Annotated in this window: 18 protein-coding genes and 1 tRNA gene; 12 read left to right on the forward strand and 7 right to left on the reverse strand. The window is 61.5% G+C overall.

Features of this window, described 5'->3' with window-relative positions:
- Positions 1–75 precede the first annotated feature (75 nt).
- The 4 genes from GRI38_RS13095 (at position 76) to GRI38_RS13110 (ending at position 2,264) form a co-directional block, all read left to right on the forward strand.
- Positions 76–771, forward strand: a complete 696-nt coding sequence (locus tag GRI38_RS13095) for a regulatory protein RecX (protein WP_160685011.1) — start codon at positions 76–78, stop codon at positions 769–771.
- A complete protein-coding gene (locus GRI38_RS13100) occupies positions 764–1,270 on the forward strand; it encodes a DUF192 domain-containing protein (RefSeq protein WP_160685014.1) in 507 nt (168 codons plus the stop codon). The genes GRI38_RS13095 and GRI38_RS13100 overlap by 8 nt, the downstream gene beginning before the upstream one ends.
- 65 nt (positions 1,271–1,335) lie before the next feature.
- The gene (locus tag GRI38_RS13105; RefSeq protein ID WP_160685017.1) at positions 1,336–1,752 is read left to right on the forward strand and encodes an NADH:ubiquinone oxidoreductase subunit NDUFA12; all 417 of its coding nucleotides are present in this window, start codon (positions 1,336–1,338) and stop codon (positions 1,750–1,752) included.
- Positions 1,752–2,264 carry a DUF2155 domain-containing protein gene (locus tag GRI38_RS13110; protein WP_237487556.1) on the forward strand — a complete coding sequence of 171 codons (513 nt, stop codon included), beginning with the start codon at positions 1,752–1,754 and terminating at the stop codon, positions 2,262–2,264. Before GRI38_RS13105 ends, GRI38_RS13110 begins: the two co-directional genes overlap by 1 nt.
- Here the strand turns inward: GRI38_RS13110 and aat are convergent.
- Positions 2,210–2,977, reverse strand: a complete 768-nt coding sequence (gene aat / locus GRI38_RS13115; RefSeq protein WP_160685175.1) for a leucyl/phenylalanyl-tRNA--protein transferase — start codon at positions 2,975–2,977, stop codon at positions 2,210–2,212. The genes GRI38_RS13110 and aat overlap by 55 nt on opposite strands.
- Positions 2,978–3,185: 208 nt before the next feature.
- On the opposite strand from aat, the gene GRI38_RS13120 reads away from it, so the two are divergent.
- From GRI38_RS13120 to GRI38_RS13985, 3 genes are all read left to right on the forward strand, one after another.
- Positions 3,186–3,261: transfer RNA gene (locus tag GRI38_RS13120), tRNA-Trp, on the forward strand.
- Positions 3,262–3,495: 234 nt separating this feature from the next.
- Positions 3,496–4,254, forward strand: a complete 759-nt coding sequence (locus tag GRI38_RS13125; RefSeq protein WP_160685020.1) for a 3'-5' exonuclease — start codon at positions 3,496–3,498, stop codon at positions 4,252–4,254.
- A gap of 243 nt (positions 4,255–4,497) precedes the next feature.
- Complete coding sequence (locus GRI38_RS13985) at positions 4,498–4,647, forward strand: hypothetical protein (protein ID WP_202390000.1); 150 nt, start codon at positions 4,498–4,500, stop codon at positions 4,645–4,647.
- Between the two features lie 138 nt (positions 4,648–4,785).
- Here GRI38_RS13985 and GRI38_RS13130 read toward each other — a convergent pair whose 3' ends face one another.
- Complete coding sequence (locus tag GRI38_RS13130) at positions 4,786–6,324, reverse strand: alanine/glycine:cation symporter family protein (protein WP_160685023.1); 1,539 nt, start codon at positions 6,322–6,324, stop codon at positions 4,786–4,788.
- 257 nt (positions 6,325–6,581) lie between these two features.
- On the opposite strand from GRI38_RS13130, the gene secE reads away from it, so the two are divergent.
- Entirely contained in the window at positions 6,582–6,776 is a 195-nt protein-coding gene (gene secE / locus GRI38_RS13135) for a preprotein translocase subunit SecE (RefSeq protein ID WP_160685026.1), read from the forward strand.
- A gap of 30 nt (positions 6,777–6,806) precedes the next feature.
- Positions 6,807–7,343: a transcription termination/antitermination protein NusG gene (gene nusG, locus GRI38_RS13140; RefSeq protein ID WP_160685029.1), complete on the forward strand. Its 537-nt coding sequence runs from the start codon at positions 6,807–6,809 to the stop codon at positions 7,341–7,343.
- 48 nt (positions 7,344–7,391) lie between these two features.
- On the opposite strand, the gene GRI38_RS13145 is transcribed toward nusG, so the two are convergent.
- The 4 genes from GRI38_RS13145 to GRI38_RS13160 all read right to left on the reverse strand — a co-directional run bounded on the left by GRI38_RS13145 (position 7,392) and on the right by GRI38_RS13160 (position 10,474).
- On the reverse strand, positions 7,392–8,156 hold the full coding sequence (locus GRI38_RS13145; RefSeq protein WP_160685032.1) for a Crp/Fnr family transcriptional regulator: 765 nt from the start codon (positions 8,154–8,156) through the stop codon (positions 7,392–7,394).
- 145 nt (positions 8,157–8,301) lie between these two features.
- Positions 8,302–8,751 carry a GtrA family protein gene (locus GRI38_RS13150; protein WP_160685035.1) on the reverse strand — a complete coding sequence of 150 codons (450 nt, stop codon included), beginning with the start codon at positions 8,749–8,751 and terminating at the stop codon, positions 8,302–8,304.
- Positions 8,736–9,485 carry a class I SAM-dependent methyltransferase gene (locus GRI38_RS13155; protein ID WP_160685038.1) on the reverse strand — a complete coding sequence of 250 codons (750 nt, stop codon included), beginning with the start codon at positions 9,483–9,485 and terminating at the stop codon, positions 8,736–8,738. Before GRI38_RS13155 ends, GRI38_RS13150 begins: the two co-directional genes overlap by 16 nt.
- Positions 9,485–10,474: a glycosyltransferase family 2 protein gene (locus GRI38_RS13160; protein WP_160685041.1), complete on the reverse strand. Its 990-nt coding sequence runs from the start codon at positions 10,472–10,474 to the stop codon at positions 9,485–9,487. The genes GRI38_RS13155 and GRI38_RS13160 overlap by 1 nt, the downstream gene beginning before the upstream one ends.
- A gap of 106 nt (positions 10,475–10,580) precedes the next feature.
- Between GRI38_RS13160 and GRI38_RS13165 the strand changes: the two genes are divergently transcribed.
- The 3 genes from GRI38_RS13165 (at position 10,581) to rplA (ending at position 13,416) form a co-directional block, all read left to right on the forward strand.
- A complete protein-coding gene (locus GRI38_RS13165; protein ID WP_160685044.1) occupies positions 10,581–12,092 on the forward strand; it encodes a hypothetical protein in 1,512 nt (503 codons plus the stop codon).
- A gap of 192 nt (positions 12,093–12,284) precedes the next feature.
- Positions 12,285–12,716 (forward strand): 50S ribosomal protein L11, encoded by a 432-nt coding sequence (gene rplK / locus GRI38_RS13170; RefSeq protein ID WP_160685047.1) that lies wholly within the window; start codon positions 12,285–12,287, stop codon positions 12,714–12,716.
- 4 nt (positions 12,717–12,720) lie between these two features.
- The gene (gene rplA, locus GRI38_RS13175; RefSeq protein ID WP_160685050.1) at positions 12,721–13,416 is read left to right on the forward strand and encodes a 50S ribosomal protein L1; all 696 of its coding nucleotides are present in this window, start codon (positions 12,721–12,723) and stop codon (positions 13,414–13,416) included.
- 101 nt (positions 13,417–13,517) lie between these two features.
- On the opposite strand, the gene GRI38_RS13180 is transcribed toward rplA, so the two are convergent.
- A complete protein-coding gene (locus GRI38_RS13180) occupies positions 13,518–16,604 on the reverse strand; it encodes a DUF2339 domain-containing protein (RefSeq protein WP_160685053.1) in 3,087 nt (1,028 codons plus the stop codon).
- Positions 16,605–16,664: the final 60 nt, after the last annotated feature.

Here is a 16,664-nt window from a genome sequence, read left to right on the forward strand (position 1 = left end):
GATGAACCGTTAACGCTCAAATCCCCGGTTGCAAAGTTTTCCATTTGATAAGGAGTGTGGCACGAATAAGGCGCAATGCCGCGTTATCCCAATCGCAAGCCTCGTGGAAGACGGCCGCGAAAGCCCCTAAAACCGCTCGATCCGGCGCGTCTCGAAGAATTCGCGGTCGCCTATGTCGCGCGCTTTGCAACGAGCGCTGCGAAGCTCGAAAAATATCTTCTGCGCAAGCTGCGCGAGCGTGGATACACCCCCGATGCTTCCGAAAACTGGCTCGCGGAGGATGCTGCAAGGGCAAGCGACGAGGCATCGCTCGAGGCAGGACGCGCCAGAATTGGGGAACTCGTCGAGCGGTTCGTGGAAAAGGGCTATGTCGATGACGACCAGTTCGCGCGGAGCCGTGCAGGAAGCCTCTTGTCGCGTGGCTACGGCGCCCGGCGGATCGAACAAACCCTGCGGCATGACGGGATAGCCGAGGAAGTAAGGGATGCCCATGCACCCCAGCGCGCGGAAGCACGGCAGGCGGCACTGGCCCTGGCGCGCAAGCGGCGCTTCGGACCGTTCGCGCGGGGCGGGCCGAACGGCGATATCGAGGACGGACTGTTGCCCGAAGATCGCGATTTCGCCGCGAACGAGGAACGCCGCAAATTGCGCGACAAGCAGCTTGCGGCAATGCTCCGGGCAGGGCATGAATTCGCCGATGCCAGCGCCATTCTCGATTTCCGCAACGAGGCCGAAGCGGAGGAATGGGCGCGAGGAGACGACGATGCATAAATTCGGGAAGCGTGCGCTGACGCTGATCCTTGGTGCGGCTTGGCTGGGCGCCTGTTCGCCGCAGGCCGCCTCGACGCAGCAGCAGGACGTTCGCGCAGAAGCGGCCATGCCGGAACGCCATCCCGTATCGGGCCTCGAAGTCGTCCCTCTGACCATCGAATCGGGTGAGGAAGAGCACGTTTTCGCAGTCGAGGTGGCACGCACCTTCGATCAGCAACGCCGCGGGCTGATGGAGCGCCCTCCGCTGGGCGACAATGAGGGAATGATCTTTCCCTACAATCCGCCGGGCGTGCAAAGCTTCTGGATGAAGAACACGCCGAGTTCGCTCGACATCATCTATGTCGGCCCGGACGAGCGGATCATCAACATCTACGAGAATACCGAGCCGCTGTCCGAGGAGTCGCTGCCATCGGCCGGTCCGGCCAGTCTCGTCCTAGAAATCAGGGGTGGCCGATCCGCCGAACTCGGCATCGAACCGGGTGACCGCGTCACCTGGTAGGCGCTGGACAGCCAGCACAAATGGGTCTTGGCGGTAAGCGGGGAATCGTCTAACCGCGAAGCCCTATGAGCTTCCTCGGCAAAATCTTTACCTGGTGGAACGGTGCCACCATCGGCACATCGCTGTTCACGATGCGGCGCGGCGAGAAGGTCGGCACCGATGCGCAGGGCAATACCTATTACCGGTCACGCAACAAGCGCGATATGACCACCGCCGGCTCTTATATCGGGGCGGAACGGCGCTGGGTCATCTACGAAGGCGCCAACGATGCGAGCCGCGTCCCGCCCGAATGGCATGGCTGGCTGCATGGCTCGTTCGACGATGTTCCCGAAAGCTATCTGCCGCCTGCAAAGATCTGGGAAACCGAATACGTCCCCAATGCGACGGGCACCGCCGATGCCTATCGCCCGCAAGGCGCGCTCGAACGGGGCGGCAAGCGGGTGAAGGCGGTCGGCGATTACGAGGCTTGGACGCCCGAATAATGAAGGTTCGCCGGGGTCTGTTACTGCCGGTCGGCGCTGCCTGCCTGGCGATGCTCGCAGGTTGCTCGGACGATGTTCCGCCAGCCGAAACGGGCGAGGAAACCGAAATTCCCGAGGAAATTCGCGAGACCTCCAATCGCGCTGTCCAGCCCGAGGGTCAGGTCGAAGGCGCGACCCCGATGGAAGAGCGCGTGGCGACGATCGGTGTGCTCAACAAGCGCAACAATGCGACGCGTGACATCGAGCTGACGCCGGGCGAGCAGCAACGGCTCGGTAACATCATCGTCGGCCTGTCCGCCTGCGAGCGGACCGCGCCGTGGGAAACGCAGAAGGAAACGGGCGCGTTCGTGCAGGTCATGGTGCGCAATCCGAACGCGGAGAACACCGACTTCCAGCGCATCTTTTCAGGCTGGCTGTTCAAGAACTCGCCCTCGCTCAACGTGGTCGAGCACCCGATCTACGACGTCTGGGTCAAGGACTGTGCGATGAGCTTTCCGGGCGAGGAAGCCTGATCGCACTCTTCGAACCGCGCGATCGCCTCGCAGATATCCATTTCCGGCGGGCCTGCCGCCTCGCCGATCGCCGCAAGATAGTCCGCCTGCGGTAGAGCCACAGCGCCGAGGCTTGCGAGATGGTCGGTCATGAACTGGCAGTCCAGCACCCGGTAGCCGCCTCTCCGCATGGCCGCGACCAGCCAGGCGAGCGCCACCTTGCTGGCGTTGTCCGCGCGCGAGAACATGCTCTCTCCGCAGAATACCCGGTCGAAGGAAACACCGTATAAACCTCCTACGAGGGATGGTTCCCCGCCATTCGCTTCGCCTGCCGCCTCTGGGTATTCCCCTGCTGCAGGGACGCGCCAGCATTCGATCGAATGCGCAAAGCCCGCCCGATGAAGCGCGAGATAGCTGCGCTCGATCCGGTGGCTGATCCAGCTACCTTCGTCCGAGCCGTCCGGGGCGGGGCGCGGGGCGGCACACTCGCCGACGACCCGGCCGAACGCCCGGTTGCAGGTGACGCGGTAAGTGCCGCGCTTCAGGGTCTTGGCGAGTGAGCGCGAACAGCGAAACTCGTCGAGCGGAATTATTGCACGTTCGCGCGGCTCGACCCAGAATATGTCCGGGTCCTCGCGCCCTTCGGCCATGGGGAAGACCCCTTGGGAATAGGCCAGCAGAAGGAGCTTGGGATCGATGATCTCGTCGCGCTGCGAGTAAGTCGGCGCCTGCATGCTCAGGCTCGCGGCAAGGGCGGGGCGCGACCGGTGCAGCCGGTACTGATTGTTCGAGCGGAGCGGGTCGCCTGCATGATGGACCATATTGTGGGCGCGGTCCGGGGGCAGGGCAAGGCTTGATTGGCAGGGCTGGCTGCTTGGCCGCGCCGTTCCAGAATCATGTTGCCATCATTCCGGCGAGAGCTTAAACGCACCGCTCCCATGCAGGGGTGTAGCTCAGTTGGTAGAGCATCGGTCTCCAAAACCGAGGGCCACGGGTTCGAATCCTGTCACCCCTGCCATTTTTCCGGAATAGACGAAACGTTTGAGAACGTGACCTTCGAGGTCGGCTGACGGTCTGCTATTCGCTGCTCTCACGACGTCTCCGCAACGTCGATTTGCGCAAATTGGGGTGTTTGGACGAGGGGCAAGCCGGAGAAAGCTGACCATCCTGCGAAAAATGTCTGTCGCGCCCTTCGCATGTTGGAGTCGATAGAACACGTGCAGAACACGGCAAGGCTTCCTACTTGGAGGTCATGAAACCTACCACTCGCGTTCGCGTCATCGATCTGGAAACCACTGGCTCGAACCCGCCGGCCCACGCTGTTTGCGAGATTGGCTGGCAGGACGTCGTGCTTGGAGACGACGGGCGTTGGTCCCTCGATGCCGGACACGGAGCCTCCTTCGTCGATCCGGGCAGGTCGATCCCGCCGGTAACGATGGCCGTGCATCATATCATGGACGAAGACGTTGCAGGCGCGCCGTTCTGGCCCGAGATCGCACCGTCCATTCTTCGCCCGGAAAAAGGCGTTGCCGCACTCGCCGCGCACCGCGCCTCTTTCGAGCAGCGCTTTTGCACGCCGAAGCTGTCGGGCGGCGCGCCGTGGATCTGCACGTGGAAGTGCGCTTTGCGGCTATGGCCGGACAGTCCGAGCTTCTCAAATCAGGTGCTCCGATACTGGCGCATGCCGGAAGGTTTGGACCATGCGAGGGGCCTGCCGGTCCATCGGGCCTTTCCGGATGCTTACGTGACGGCCCACCACCTGCGCGATCAATTGAACGAAGCCGGTCTCGACCAGTTGCTGGCTTGGAGTGCGGAACCGGGCTTACTGCCGCGCGTGCCGTACGGAGCCGACCGCGGGAGCTACTGGCACGAACTCGATGATAATTTGCTGAAACGCTACACGTCGGACCGCAACGAGGACGTACGCTTTTCAGCCCGGAAAGAGGTGGAACGGCGAAGCGGCGATGCTTTCGAACCCGACGACGGTGCCGCGCAAGGCGAACTGCTCTAAGCGAAATCCGAGGTTTTTTACCGGTCTTTGGACCTGTTCAAGCCTTGCCCGATGCGGACTCCGATGAAGCCGTTCGGGCCGTGGTAAGCCGATATGGTTAACTTAACCAATTATCGTCTCGCCGCGGCACATCCCCCACGAACTATCATTTTTCATACTTAATGCGTTGGAACCGCAGCGGCCAACTGTGCATTATTGTCGACGGGAGCTGGTTAGTTTCAGTTTTTTTTTGGAGAAGACATCATGTCCAGTCTGTCGTTTCGCAGCAGCCGCCCGGACCAGTGGGTCCAGCCTCGCGCTTACCGCGACGCCTCGCTGCGCTACATGAAACATGGCGCAATCCGTCCGATGGAAGAACCGGGATTCCTGGCCCGCGTCTTCGGTCGCCGCTGACCGCGCACTGAATTTCGATACCCGATCGAATGAGGTCGGCACCCCTGGTCTCGGGTGCCGACCTTTTTTGTGCGCATCGCTAAGGGGAGCGGCGGCGGGGAATTAACCGGGGTAGGCTAACGCCCCGACGCTTGCGCATCAGTACTCGTTCGGTTCCTCCGGCGTGTCCGCGGTATGCGTCGGTCCGGCGGTCTTGTCTCCGCGAGCGAGCTTGAACACCACGCCCGACAGTAGCGCGAGTGCCAGCAGGTTGGGCAGCGCCATCGCCGCATTCGAGATGTCGCCGAGCCTCCAGACCAGCTGAGAGGGTTGCGTTGCCCCGACATAGATCGCGATGCACCAGATCACCCGCCAGGCGATATGCAGCTTCTTCTCGCCGCTCCGGCTCGATCCCGGAACGCGGTCGTAGATGAAGGTGATTGCGCGTTCCCCGTAGTAGCTCCAGGTAAGCAAGGTCGTGAACACGAACAGGATCAGCGCGATGCTGGCGACCAGAGTGCCCAGCGGGATGCTCGCGATCTCGAAGGGGAAGGCCGCTGCGAAGGCGCCGCTCGTCGTGACGAAGCCGCTTTGGGCGGTCGTGCCGAGATCGGATTGCCAGACATGGCGGACCGCCTCGCCCTCGTAGGTGAAGTTGCCTTCGACCGTCAGGATGACCAGCGCGGTCATCGTGCAGATGATGATCGTGTCGATGAACGTGCCCAGCATCGCCATGCGGCCCTGCTGTTGCGGATCGTTGGTCTGCGCCACCGCGTGCGCGATCGGGGTCGAGCCCTGTCCGCTCTCGTTGGAGAACAGGCCGCGTGCGACACCTGCCCTGATAGCGAGGATGATCGCCGCCCCGGCGAACCCGCCGCTGGCGCTCTGCGCATTGAAGGCACCGCTGAATATGCGGCTGAACGTTTCGGGCAGATCGCCGAAATTGAGGATCAGTGCGATAAGCGCCATGACGATATAGGCGGCCGCCATGAACGGCACGACGCTTTCGGCGACGCGGCCGATCGACTTGATGCCGCCGATAATGACGACGAACACCGCGATGGCGACGATGAGGCCGCCCAGCCAGCGTTCCCAGCCGAACAACTCGTTGAGACCGCTCGCAACCTCGTTCGCCTGGATGGAATTACCCGTGACGAGCGCGGAGAACAGCGTGCCGAGGCAGAAGAGGATGGCGAGCCAGGTCCATTTCGGGCCCAGGCCCATCATGATGTAGGTCATCGGTCCGCCGCGATAGACGCCGTCGCTGGTCTTTTCGCGGTAGCGGATAGCGAGCGAGCCTTCGGCAAAGCCCAGCGCCATGCCGAACAAGGCGGTCACCCACATCCAGAAGACCGCGCCGGGTCCGCCCAGCGCGATGGCCGTGGCGACGCCGGCGAGATTGCCCGTGCCGACCTGTCCCGACAGGGCGGTCGAAAGCGCGGCGAAGGGCGAGATTTCACCTGCGCCCGCGCCCTTGCGGCCCTTGAACAGTCCGGCGAAGGCGCTGCCCAGCTTGACGATCGGGTAGAAGCGCAGGCCGATCATGATCCACGCGCCGACCCCCAAAAGGATAATGGCGAGTGGCGGGAAGGGGATGACCGCTTCGCCGTTCCAGGTCCCGCCCCAAATGAAGTCGGAAATGTTCGTGACCGGCTGGACGAGCCTGTCGCCCAGCGTCTGCGGTTGGGCTGCTGCCATTATCTACCCCTCATGCGTCCCGTGAAACTTGCGCGCGCCGCACAGTGCTAGTTTGCGATCATTCGCTTGGCCAGCCTCTTTGCCCTTTTCCCACCGCCGCGTGCTTGCTTTTGCGCAGGAGCGCGCGTAAACGGCTGACCGTCTTTCCGACAATTCAGCGTTTTCGCCCCTCCCGGACTTGAACCGGGGCGGCGCGGAGCCGATGTTGGAAACGCGCAAGGACAACCTGAACGCAATACGGGAAAGCGATACGCAGCATGGCCAAAGTCAATCCGGGCGAATTCATCCGGCAAGTCCGCACCGAAGCGGGCAAGGTCGTCTGGCCGACGCGCGAGGAAACGATCCGCACGGCGATCTTCGTGTTCATCATGATGGTGATCCTCTCGCTGTTCTTCCTCGGCATTGACACCGTGTTCGGAGCGATCGTCTCCTGGCTGCTCACGCTGGCCTGATCCAAACAGTTTCAAACGGATTTCAATCACATGGCACGCTGGTACATCATCCACGCTTATTCCGGATTCGAGAACAAGGTTCGCGACGCGATCCTTTCCGAAGCCGAGCGGCTCGGCCTTTCCGAAGGCGTCGAGGAAGTCGAGGTTCCGACCGAAACGATTACCGAGATCAAGCGCGGCAAGAAGGTGCAGACCGAGCGCAAGTTCATGCCCGGCTACGTGCTGGCCAAGCTGAACATGACCGACGACATCTATCACCTCGTCAAGAACACCCCCAAGGTGACCGGTTTCCTCGGCAACAACAACAAGCCGCAGGCGATCAGCGAAAAGGAAGCCGCCCGTTATTTCGGCGGGGTCGAGGAAGCCAAGTCCGCTCCGAAGAAGGACATCAATGTCGATTACGAGATCGGCGATTCGGTCAAGGTTCTCGACGGTCCCTTCGCGAGCTTCAACGGCGTCGTCGAGGAACTCGATTTCGACAAGGCGAAGGTCAAGGTGTCCGTCTCGATCTTCGGCCGGGCGACACCGGTCGAACTCGATTTCGAGCAGGTCGAACTCGTCAAGTAAGCCGCGGGTTGCAGCATGGCGTAATGGCCAGCCGCCCCGCTTGCCGGTTTACCTGTTCGGACGGGTTACGATGTAGCGGTTCGTAAACTCGGCAAGGTCGTTCATCGCCTTGCGGTCCTCGATCTTGTAGAGCTTCTTGTCGCGCGAGATCAGCCCGCCCTGAAGCAATTGCTGCATCGAACGGTTGGTGTGGATCGGCGTCAGGCCCAGCGCATCGGCAATCTCGTATTGCGCCAGCGGGAACAGGAAGCAGCCGTTTTCCAGATCGTCGGTCACTGCGCTGCGCGCTTCTATTTGAAGGAGCAGATGCGCAAGCCGCCTGGCGCCATAGGACCGGCTGTTGGAGCGCGCGCGGTCCATCGCCACCACCTGATCGAGCATCGCCATGCCGAGCAGCGCCGTGCCGAAATGCGCGTGCTTGCGGATCGCTTCGTTCAATTCCGCCTTGTGGATGCGCGACGTCCTGATGTCGGTGAGCGCCTCTGCCGTCGTCGTCGCGTAGGACCAGTTGATGTCCTCCAGCCCGACAAGATCGCCGCGCTGATAGATGCGATGGATGAAGCGGCGCGAATGGCGCAGCGCCACCCAGCCGATTGCCCAGCCTTCCTCGAGGACGTAGAAATGCTCTTCGTCCGCGCCCTCGCGGTAGATGATGTCGCCGCGCTCCCGCCGGGCAGACGGCGCGGCTTCCCAGGGCGGGTCGAGGAATTCGGCAGGAGAACTGTCACCGTGCCGCGCAAGGCGTTTGGCCAGCGATGCGAGACCGGTTTCCTCGATGAGGTCGTCGGCTCCGTTCGAACTGGCTGGCGGCATTTACACTCGTCCTTCCTCGCACTGCGTGACGGGAAAGGGCTACCACCCCGGTTGCGGAACGGCAAACGCGATTTGCCCAGTCAGCGAAACGCGTTGGGGGAAGAAAGAAGCGCGCGGTGGATCTCTCGGTTTAGCGCGAAGCTGTTCAAATAGTCTGATGCTTGGATTTCTCTTGCCCGTGCGGAGGTGCGATGTCGCGCAACGCATCCGCCCTGTCTGCAGTCCGAAAGGCCCAAAATTTGGAAAACGCAAAAGTCGCTGGCGGCGCGATAACCAGAACTAGCGCGAGGTAAACGAAGATCGGCAGACCTGCCGATTGGACCAGCAGAAGGATTGCGCTTGTCAATATCGCACTAAAAACAGTTATGATTGCGTAGCGGAATGCGGCCGAGGCAAATTCGGAACGTAGTCGGAAGGTAAAGGCGGCATTTCCGAAGAATGAAACGAAATACGCCGCTCCTGCGCCAAAAAGGTTCGCTCGAAGCGGCGGGCAGTATTCAAGGCCAATAAGGATAAATGCAACGCCAACATGTGCGACGGTTGCGGCGATTCCGACTGCTCCGAACGAAAGTAGTTGTCTCAGGATACGTGGCATGAAGCGTTTTTTCTTTCGAGGACCGCATAGAGAGACAATCCGATCGGCAGCTTCATTCTGTTCACAAGCGAGGCTTCACTGGAGAATACGCTCGTAAGTATCCCATTTAGAAGCGCGTCTGGCGTTTCCTTATCGACGCCTTTTCCTATCCCGAACTTCGCCAATCCGCGTTGCGCAAGAGCCAATGGGAAAAGAAGACTGTTGAAATAGCCAATCCGCGAAGGAACGAGCCCAGCCTCACGAATGCGACTTTCCAGACCAGACTGCGTGTACCGCCTGAAGTGATGATGCATTTCGTCGTGTTCCGACCACAACCACGGGAGCGCGGGAACGGTCAGCACGATCTTGCCGGCGGGAGACAGTCGCCCTGCGAGAGCCGAAAGGGCGCTGCGATCATCTTCGATGTGTTCGAGAACGTCCAGCAAGGCGATCAGATCGAAACTCTTCTCGGCAAAACCGATCCTGTCGGGAAGCCGACCCCATGCTACGTTACCCGAAAAGGTGCTGTCGGAATAAGCTCTAGCTTCTTCGCTATATTCGAAGGCCTGCACCCGGCCGAATTCCGAAAGCATTTCGAGGTTTCCACCATAACCGCAGCCCGCTTCGAGGATCTCCGCGTCGGCGGAAAGCTCGACATTGTTCGCAATCAGGCTGCGAACGACGGCGCGACGGCCACGGAACCACCAATGTTCCTGCTGGCTCGTTCGGAGAGACTCGAATGCGGCGGCGTCCATTAAAAACCCTCCTTGGAATCGATGACGTAAAGAGGGCGGTTTCGAACCTGGATCGCAATTCGACCGAGATATTCACCCATCATGCCCAGGCTGAGGAGGTTGAGGCCGCCAAGAAAAAGCACCGCGACCATGATCGATGCATAGCCCGGAGCGTCTCCACCCGTAAAAAGGGTGTAGGCGACGAGGCCGGCAGCATAGAAAAAGGCGAGTATGGCGATCGCCGCCCCAACGAGTGACCAGATGCGCAGTGGAAGGGTCGTAGTGGAAGTGATGCCGTCCAACGCCAGATTGAATAATGCAGCTGGCCGCCATTTGCTGTCGCCGCGGTCGCGTTGCGGCCTTGAGTACTCGACTGTCTCCGTCGCGAAGCCGATCCACGAGAACAGCCCCTTGTTGAAGCGGGAATGTTCGGTCATGCGATTGAGGATATTGACTGCATCTCGATCGAGCAGTCGAAAGTCACCGACGTTATCGTCGATCGGATGATCGGCGATTTTATTGACGATCCGATAGAAGGCGCTGGCGCTGGTTCGCTTGAAAAACGTATCGCTTCTACGGTCGATGCGCTTTGCATTGACGATCTTGGCACCGCCGAGCCATTTCGCGATCATCGGGACGACGAGTTCGGGAGGATCCTGCAAATCGACGTCCATGGGGATGACCGCGTCGCCCGAACTGGCATCGAGCCCAGCGCTGAGCGCTGCTTCCTTGCCGAAGTTTCTCGATAGTTTGAGAACCTTGACGTGGGCGTTCAACCGGCACAGCTCGTGAAGTGCCGCGGCGGTCCCGTCCTGGCTGCCGTCGTCCACAAAGATGACTTCGTAATTCAGTCCAGTTGAACGCACCAGTTCGTCGTTGAGCAGAAGTTCGTCGATCGCTGAGAGAAACGGGCCGACACTCTGACATTCGTTGAACACCGGAACGACTATCGAAAGCAACCGGGGTCGCTGGCCCGATATCTCTTTGCTAAATGCCTGGTTCTCGAGCATCGAACGAAAGTCTCCGTTAAGCGCTTGTCGTTAGGACCGCACTTGTCCAGATCACTTTCTTACCGTTTTTCGTTAATTTTTTTTTAATGCCCGGGGGGGGGGGACAGTGAAAAGCGCGATATCTGGTCAAGGCCGCCAGCGAACCGTTCAGTTTATTCTCCTGCTCGCTTTCGCAGTTGGCAGTGCGTTTTTCTATCCCCGCCATTCGCTGACGCACGATGCAAGCTGGTATCTCGTTGCAACAGCGATGTTCCTGGAGGGGGGCGAGCTTTATGCAGATATCTACGAGATCAATCCGCCGCTGGCGTTCTATCTCACGGCGCCCGCCGTTATTCTGGCGAACAAGCTCGACCTGAATGCTACCGACGCATACTTCTTGTATTGCATCTCGCTGAGTGTCGTATCGGCACTCTGGTGTGGAAGATTGCTACGATCGAGCGGGGAATATCCGCCGAATTCCCTTGCGCTATTCATCACGGTACTACTGATACTGTTCATTCTTCCGGTAGCCGAATTTGGTCAGCGCGAACACCTTCTTCTGATCTTCGCCCTTCCTTATCTTCTGTATCTTTCGGTCAGAGATAGTGCACAGCAAACCACTCGGTTCGAGGCGATAGCCCTCGGCATATTCGCTTTCCTCGGTTTAGCGTTAAAGCCTTACTTCTTGGCGATACCGGCTTTGCTGATGTTAGTCGTAGCTTTCAGAGAGCGTTCGCTAAAGCCGTTCCTTGCGTGGCCCAACTGGGTCGTTGCAGCGTTACTTGTCGCTTACGTCTTGTTCATCATCGCGGTTCACCCGCTCTATTTGCAGGATGTCGTGCCGAAGGCGCGGCTTGTCTATGATTCCTACGGGGTCGACCCGCTCGCGGTTTGGCTGCGCCTCGAGATTGCAGCATTCGCGGTTCTCTCCGTGTTCGTTCTGTTGCGGAGGCGCGCGGTTACTACAAGAACACTCGCCTTATGGGCAGCGGCTGCTGGCGCGCTTCTGAGCTACCTGCTGCAATTCAAGGGATGGGACTACCACATCCTTCCTGCCTCCGCCTTCATTCTGTTGTGCTGCGCCTCGGCGGTAAAGGACTTAGGCAAGCAGTTTGGGCGCATCACGCTTTTCGCCATCATCTCCCTTTGTCTCGTGACGACACTGGGCAGACAACTCCAACGCGGCGCATACCAGTCGGCCACGACGGAAGTCTTCGCTTCATATGTTACGCAGGAGAACACACCGATCCTTGTTCTCAGCACCAACGTCTGGGCTGCGTTTCCATTCGTGAACGAAGTGAATGGCGTGTGGACGAGCCGCTATCCAGCACAGTGGCTCGTTCCAGGTGCCGTCACGCGTTTGGCAAGCGAAGAATGCCACCTTGAAACGCCAACCTGTACGAAAACGCGGGAAGTACTCGATTTCGCCCGCGATACGATGGTTGCAGACTTCTTGCGTAACCAACCCGAACTTGTGTTCGTGGACGAGCGATCACGCAAATCCTACTTCGGCAATGTTGCCTTCGCCTACATACCGTTCCTCAAGTCGGACGCCGCCTTTTTGTCGGCCTGGCGCTGTTACGAGAAAGTCGGCGATGTGCGTAGCTACTCCGTCTGGCGCCGCCGCTGCGAGCGATAGCGACGCCGCGCCACACCGCTTGCAAAGCGCGGGAAATTCGCTATGTGGCCAACCTTCCCAGCAATGTTCGGGAAATCCCTGCGGGAGGCGTCTTTCCTTCGCGAAAGATGCCGCCGACCGCTCAACATGAGGTGGCCCCAGTAAGGCGAGGTTCTCGCCGGGGCTGTCCGACAGTGTGAAAGGAGGCCATCCGTGGCCAAGAAGATCGAAGGTTACATCAAGCTGCAGGTGCCCGCCGGCACCGCCAATCCCTCTCCGCCAATCGGCCCGGCTCTGGGCCAGCGCGGCGTCAACATCATGGAATTTTGCAAGGCGTTCAACGCCGCGACGCAGGACCTCGAAAAGAGCGCACCGATCCCGACGGTCATCACCGTCTATGCCGACCGCTCCTTCACGTTCGTGACGAAGACCCCGCCGGCGAGCTACTATCTGAAGAAGGCCGCCAAGCTGAAGTCCGGCTCCAAGGAACCGGGCAAGGTCAGCGTCGGAACGATCAAGGCGAGCGCGGTGAAGGAAATCGCGGAAGCCAAGATGGCCGACCTCAACGCGCACGACATCGACCAGGCAATGAAGATCATCGAAGGCTCCGCGCGTTCGATGGGTCTCGAAGTGGTGGAGGGCTGAGACCATGGCAAAGCAGACGAAAAAGCAGCAGCAGCGCCAGCAGCTCGACAACGAGAAGCTCTACACCATGGACGAGGCTCTCTCGACCCTGCGCGAGCACGCTTCCAAGAAGTTCGACGAAACGCTCGAAGTCGCCATGAACCTCGGCGTCGATCCACGTCACGCCGACCAGATGGTGCGCGGCATGGTCTCGCTGCCGAGCGGCACGGGCAAGGAAGTGCGCGTCGCGGTCTTCGCACGCGGCGAGAATGCCGAGAAGGCGACCGCTGCCGGAGCTGACAAGGTCGGTGCCGAAGACCTCATGGAAGATATGCAGAACGGCAATCTGGATTACGACCGCGTCATCGCGACCCCCGACATGATGGGCGTCGTCGGTCGTCTCGGCAAGGTGCTGGGCCCCAAGGGCCTGATGCCGAACCCGAAGCTCGGCACGGTCACGCCGAACGTGGAACAGGCCGTGAAGGACGCCAAGGGCGGCCAGGTCGAATTCCGCGTCGAAAAGCAGGGCATCATCCATTCCGCCATCGGCAAGATGAGCTTCAAGGACGAGGACATCAAAGCCAACTTCAAGGCGATCACCGATGCGATCGTCAAGGCGAAGCCGAGCGGCGCGAAGGGCAAGTATGTCCGCAAGATTTCGCTGACCTCGACGCATGGACCGGGCCTCAAGATGGACCTGTCCGAGGTCGAAGGGGCGTAGTTCATTTGGCCTGAAGCGCCGGCGCGGGCGTGACCGCAGTCCCCTTTCGGCTGCGACAATGACATGAAGAGCCGGGGAGCAGCGATGGTCTCCGGCTTTTTCTATGCAGCCTGCGGCGTAGCGTCTTGCTCTTCCGGCGGCGGCAACTGGCTCTTCAACTGCCGCGAGTAAAGCCAGCCGATCCCAATGAGGCTGAAGCCCAGCGCCATGAAGCTGGCGATCCGCAGCAACCCTTCGAGCCCCGCCGCATCGACGAGGAACACCTTGGCGACCGACGCCAGCATTACGACCAGCGATCCGATGCGCCAGCTGCGCGTTCCGGTGCGTGCGCCCCATAACAGGAACGCGATGGCAAGGACGATGCCGAGCAGGGACCGCAGCAGGTCCTCCGTCCCGCCCATCGGCGCGCTCGTCAGCAGGGAACCGGCGAAGATCTGACGCAGCAGCGACAGGCCGAGCAGCACGATCAGCGCCATGCGCGCCGTATCGGCGACGCGGCGCACCCCGCTGCCGAACTCCGGGAAGGACCGCACGGCCCGCCACGCCAGGACGAGGCCGATGGCATACATCGGCAGGAGCAGATTGACGACCGGGATGCTCCCGACCGCCTGCGCATCCCACAGGGGGTTGTGCAGCAGGATGGTGAAATAGAGGTAGTGCAGCGTTGCCGCGGCCAGCAACGCAGCGCCCGCATTGCGCAAGCTGGCGCGGTTTCGCTGCATGAGGGCAAAGCCTCCAACGGCGAGTGCCGCTTCCCAGACCATCCGCTCCGGCAGGCCCAGCGTGACGAACCGGGAGGCGGTCTCGATGACGAAAAGGTGCTTGTAGAGCGTGTGGGCGACAATCGTCCCGGCAATCCCGCTCAGGATAGCAAGACCGTGCCGCGAGAACCTGTCGAGCGCGGTCGGGCGCCAGACGAGGAACCCCGAAAGGGCCGCCACGGGAAGGATGCGCAAGACCGCTGCGCGCCACGATTCCGGCGCTTCGAGCAGCCATTCGAGGCCCATCAGCGCGCGCATCCCCTTTCCGATCCAGTGTCCGGCAGGGTCGATGGCGGCAAGGACGGCGATGCCGAGCGCTGCCAACGATGCGGGAACGAGGCGCGGCTGGAAGTACAGGACGGTCGCCGCCAAAGCCGCGAGAACCCAGAACAGCGCATCGAAGGGAACGACCTGCGCCAGCGCTCCGTAAGCGATACCGGCCGCCACTATTTGTGCTGCTCGCCCGGTCGTGCGGACTGTGCGGGTCGCTCCTCCTGCGGTGACATGGATGAGGAAAGCGAGGGGAGCGAGCGTCGCGAGCCAGCGCAATGCTGCAAGCCATGCGGCAAGGTCGGGATCAGCAGGCTCGTAACCGCCCAAGCGGTCCATTTCCTGAAACGCGGTGTTATCCGTAAACAGCAGGAAGACGCTCAACGCGACCGCGGCGATCGACAGCGGGACGAGCGATGCCGCGCTGCGCCGACGTTCCAGTGCGATGACGACCATCGCCACCGGTGCTGCGACGAAGGGCCAGCTCCAGCCGGGCAGGGCGATCATCCCTGCGCCGATCACCAGGAGCGAGGCGCTGGCGACAGGCGCGTGGAACCGCTCGACCAGCGGGCGGTCCAAGGTGCGTGCCGGTTCCGCAGCCCAGAGGCGGAAGGCGGCAAGAGCGGGCGGCACGGCGAGGGTGGCGATACCCGCCGTCAGGTAAAAGCGCGTGTTATCGTCCGGCGACCAGCCGAACTGGTCGAACGCTGCAACGGCAATGCCCAGCGGGATTGCCGCGACCTGCCACAGATCGACAGAAACCTGCCGGTCCAGCCAAATTGCTGCGAGCGGAACGCCGACCGTGATCGCGGCGACGATGGCTGCGATAAGGACGAAGGTCGCGCCTGACGGATCGGTCCAGAACAGCAGCAGGGCAACCGCGATCATCGCGACCACACCGCTCGCTTCGCGCAATTTTCTGTCGCGCCAACCGAGGAAGGCGATGGCCGCCGCGAGCAACAAATAGAGGCTCCAGGTCAGCGTATCGAAACCGCCCTGCACGATCAGCGCGGCCATCTGGAAACTTGCGAGCGCGGCGGCGACAATCCGCTGCCAGACCTTCGCCGACATGCTCGCCAGCAGGAGCGGCAGGAGAGCGCCGAGACCGATGAGGTAGAACCCCACTGCCGCGAAGGAACTGGTCTCCTCGATACCTGCGGCGAGCAGGAAGAACGCCCAGACGAAGCCGCCGCCCAGCGCCGCCAGGCCGAGCCACGGGCGATGCTGGCGGCGCGAAGTATAGGCGAGACCGGCCACGACCAGCGTCAGGTAGACCGTCAGCAGGGGGATGTTGGGCGAATCGCTCTCGACGAGGGCCGGGGCAGCGAAGCCGCCGACGAGGCCGAGAACCGCGCAGGGCAAACCATAGCGATAGGATAGTGCGATGGCGCCAGCCGTGACCGCGGCGAGACCGGCAAAGGCGATGCCTGCTCCGATCAGGGCGTATGTCGTTCCTGCGAGATAGAAGGCGGCATAAAGCGTCGCGATGCCCGCCCCGGCGAGGGCCTGACGCACGCGGGGATCGGCGAGGCGCGCCTCGAACCGGTGAGCGAGTTCCGCCGCCGCGAGGAGGGCTGCGCCGAACAAGAAGCTCAATGCGACCCTTACGCCGGGCGACAGCAGGCCTTGTTCGATTGAAAAGAGCACGAGCAATATGCCTGCAATCGCAAGCGTGACGCCGCCCGCCCAGATGGACAGGCGGCGGCCGAACAAATCCTCGAAATCGAAGGAAAAGTTGCGCCAGCTTGGTCCGGTCGCTTCGCCGGAGAGTGCGTCCGTTTCGGCCTCGGTGCGGCGCGCATCGACATAGATGGGGGTGGGCAAGTCGGACCGTCCGACCCGGTCCGCGCTTTCGGGCGGGGGCGCGGCGATGACCGGTTCTCCGGCGGGCAGGGTTTCTTCCGGGAAGTCTTCGGCTACGGGTTCTTCTGGCGGAACTTCGTCCTGCGGCTCGCTTCCGGGAACGGCCGCGATGGGACGATCTTCCTGAGCCGAAAAGCTTTCGGCTTCTGCGCTGCGCCGCCACAATTCGGAAAGGGCGCTGGCATTCGCGTCGAGCCGCTCTTCGTGGGCGGACAGCTGCCGCTTCGCCTTCTCCAGCTCCGCGTAAAGAACGATGACCGCGACGATCAGGCAGAAGACGACGAATTCGGTCACGCGGCCCCCCGACCCTGCGCATGGTTCTGCGGCGAATTCTAGCGCGGCGGGGTTAAATGT

This window comes from Parapontixanthobacter aurantiacus, from assembly GCF_009827635.1.
Lineage (GTDB): Bacteria > Pseudomonadota > Alphaproteobacteria > Sphingomonadales > Sphingomonadaceae > Parapontixanthobacter > Parapontixanthobacter aurantiacus.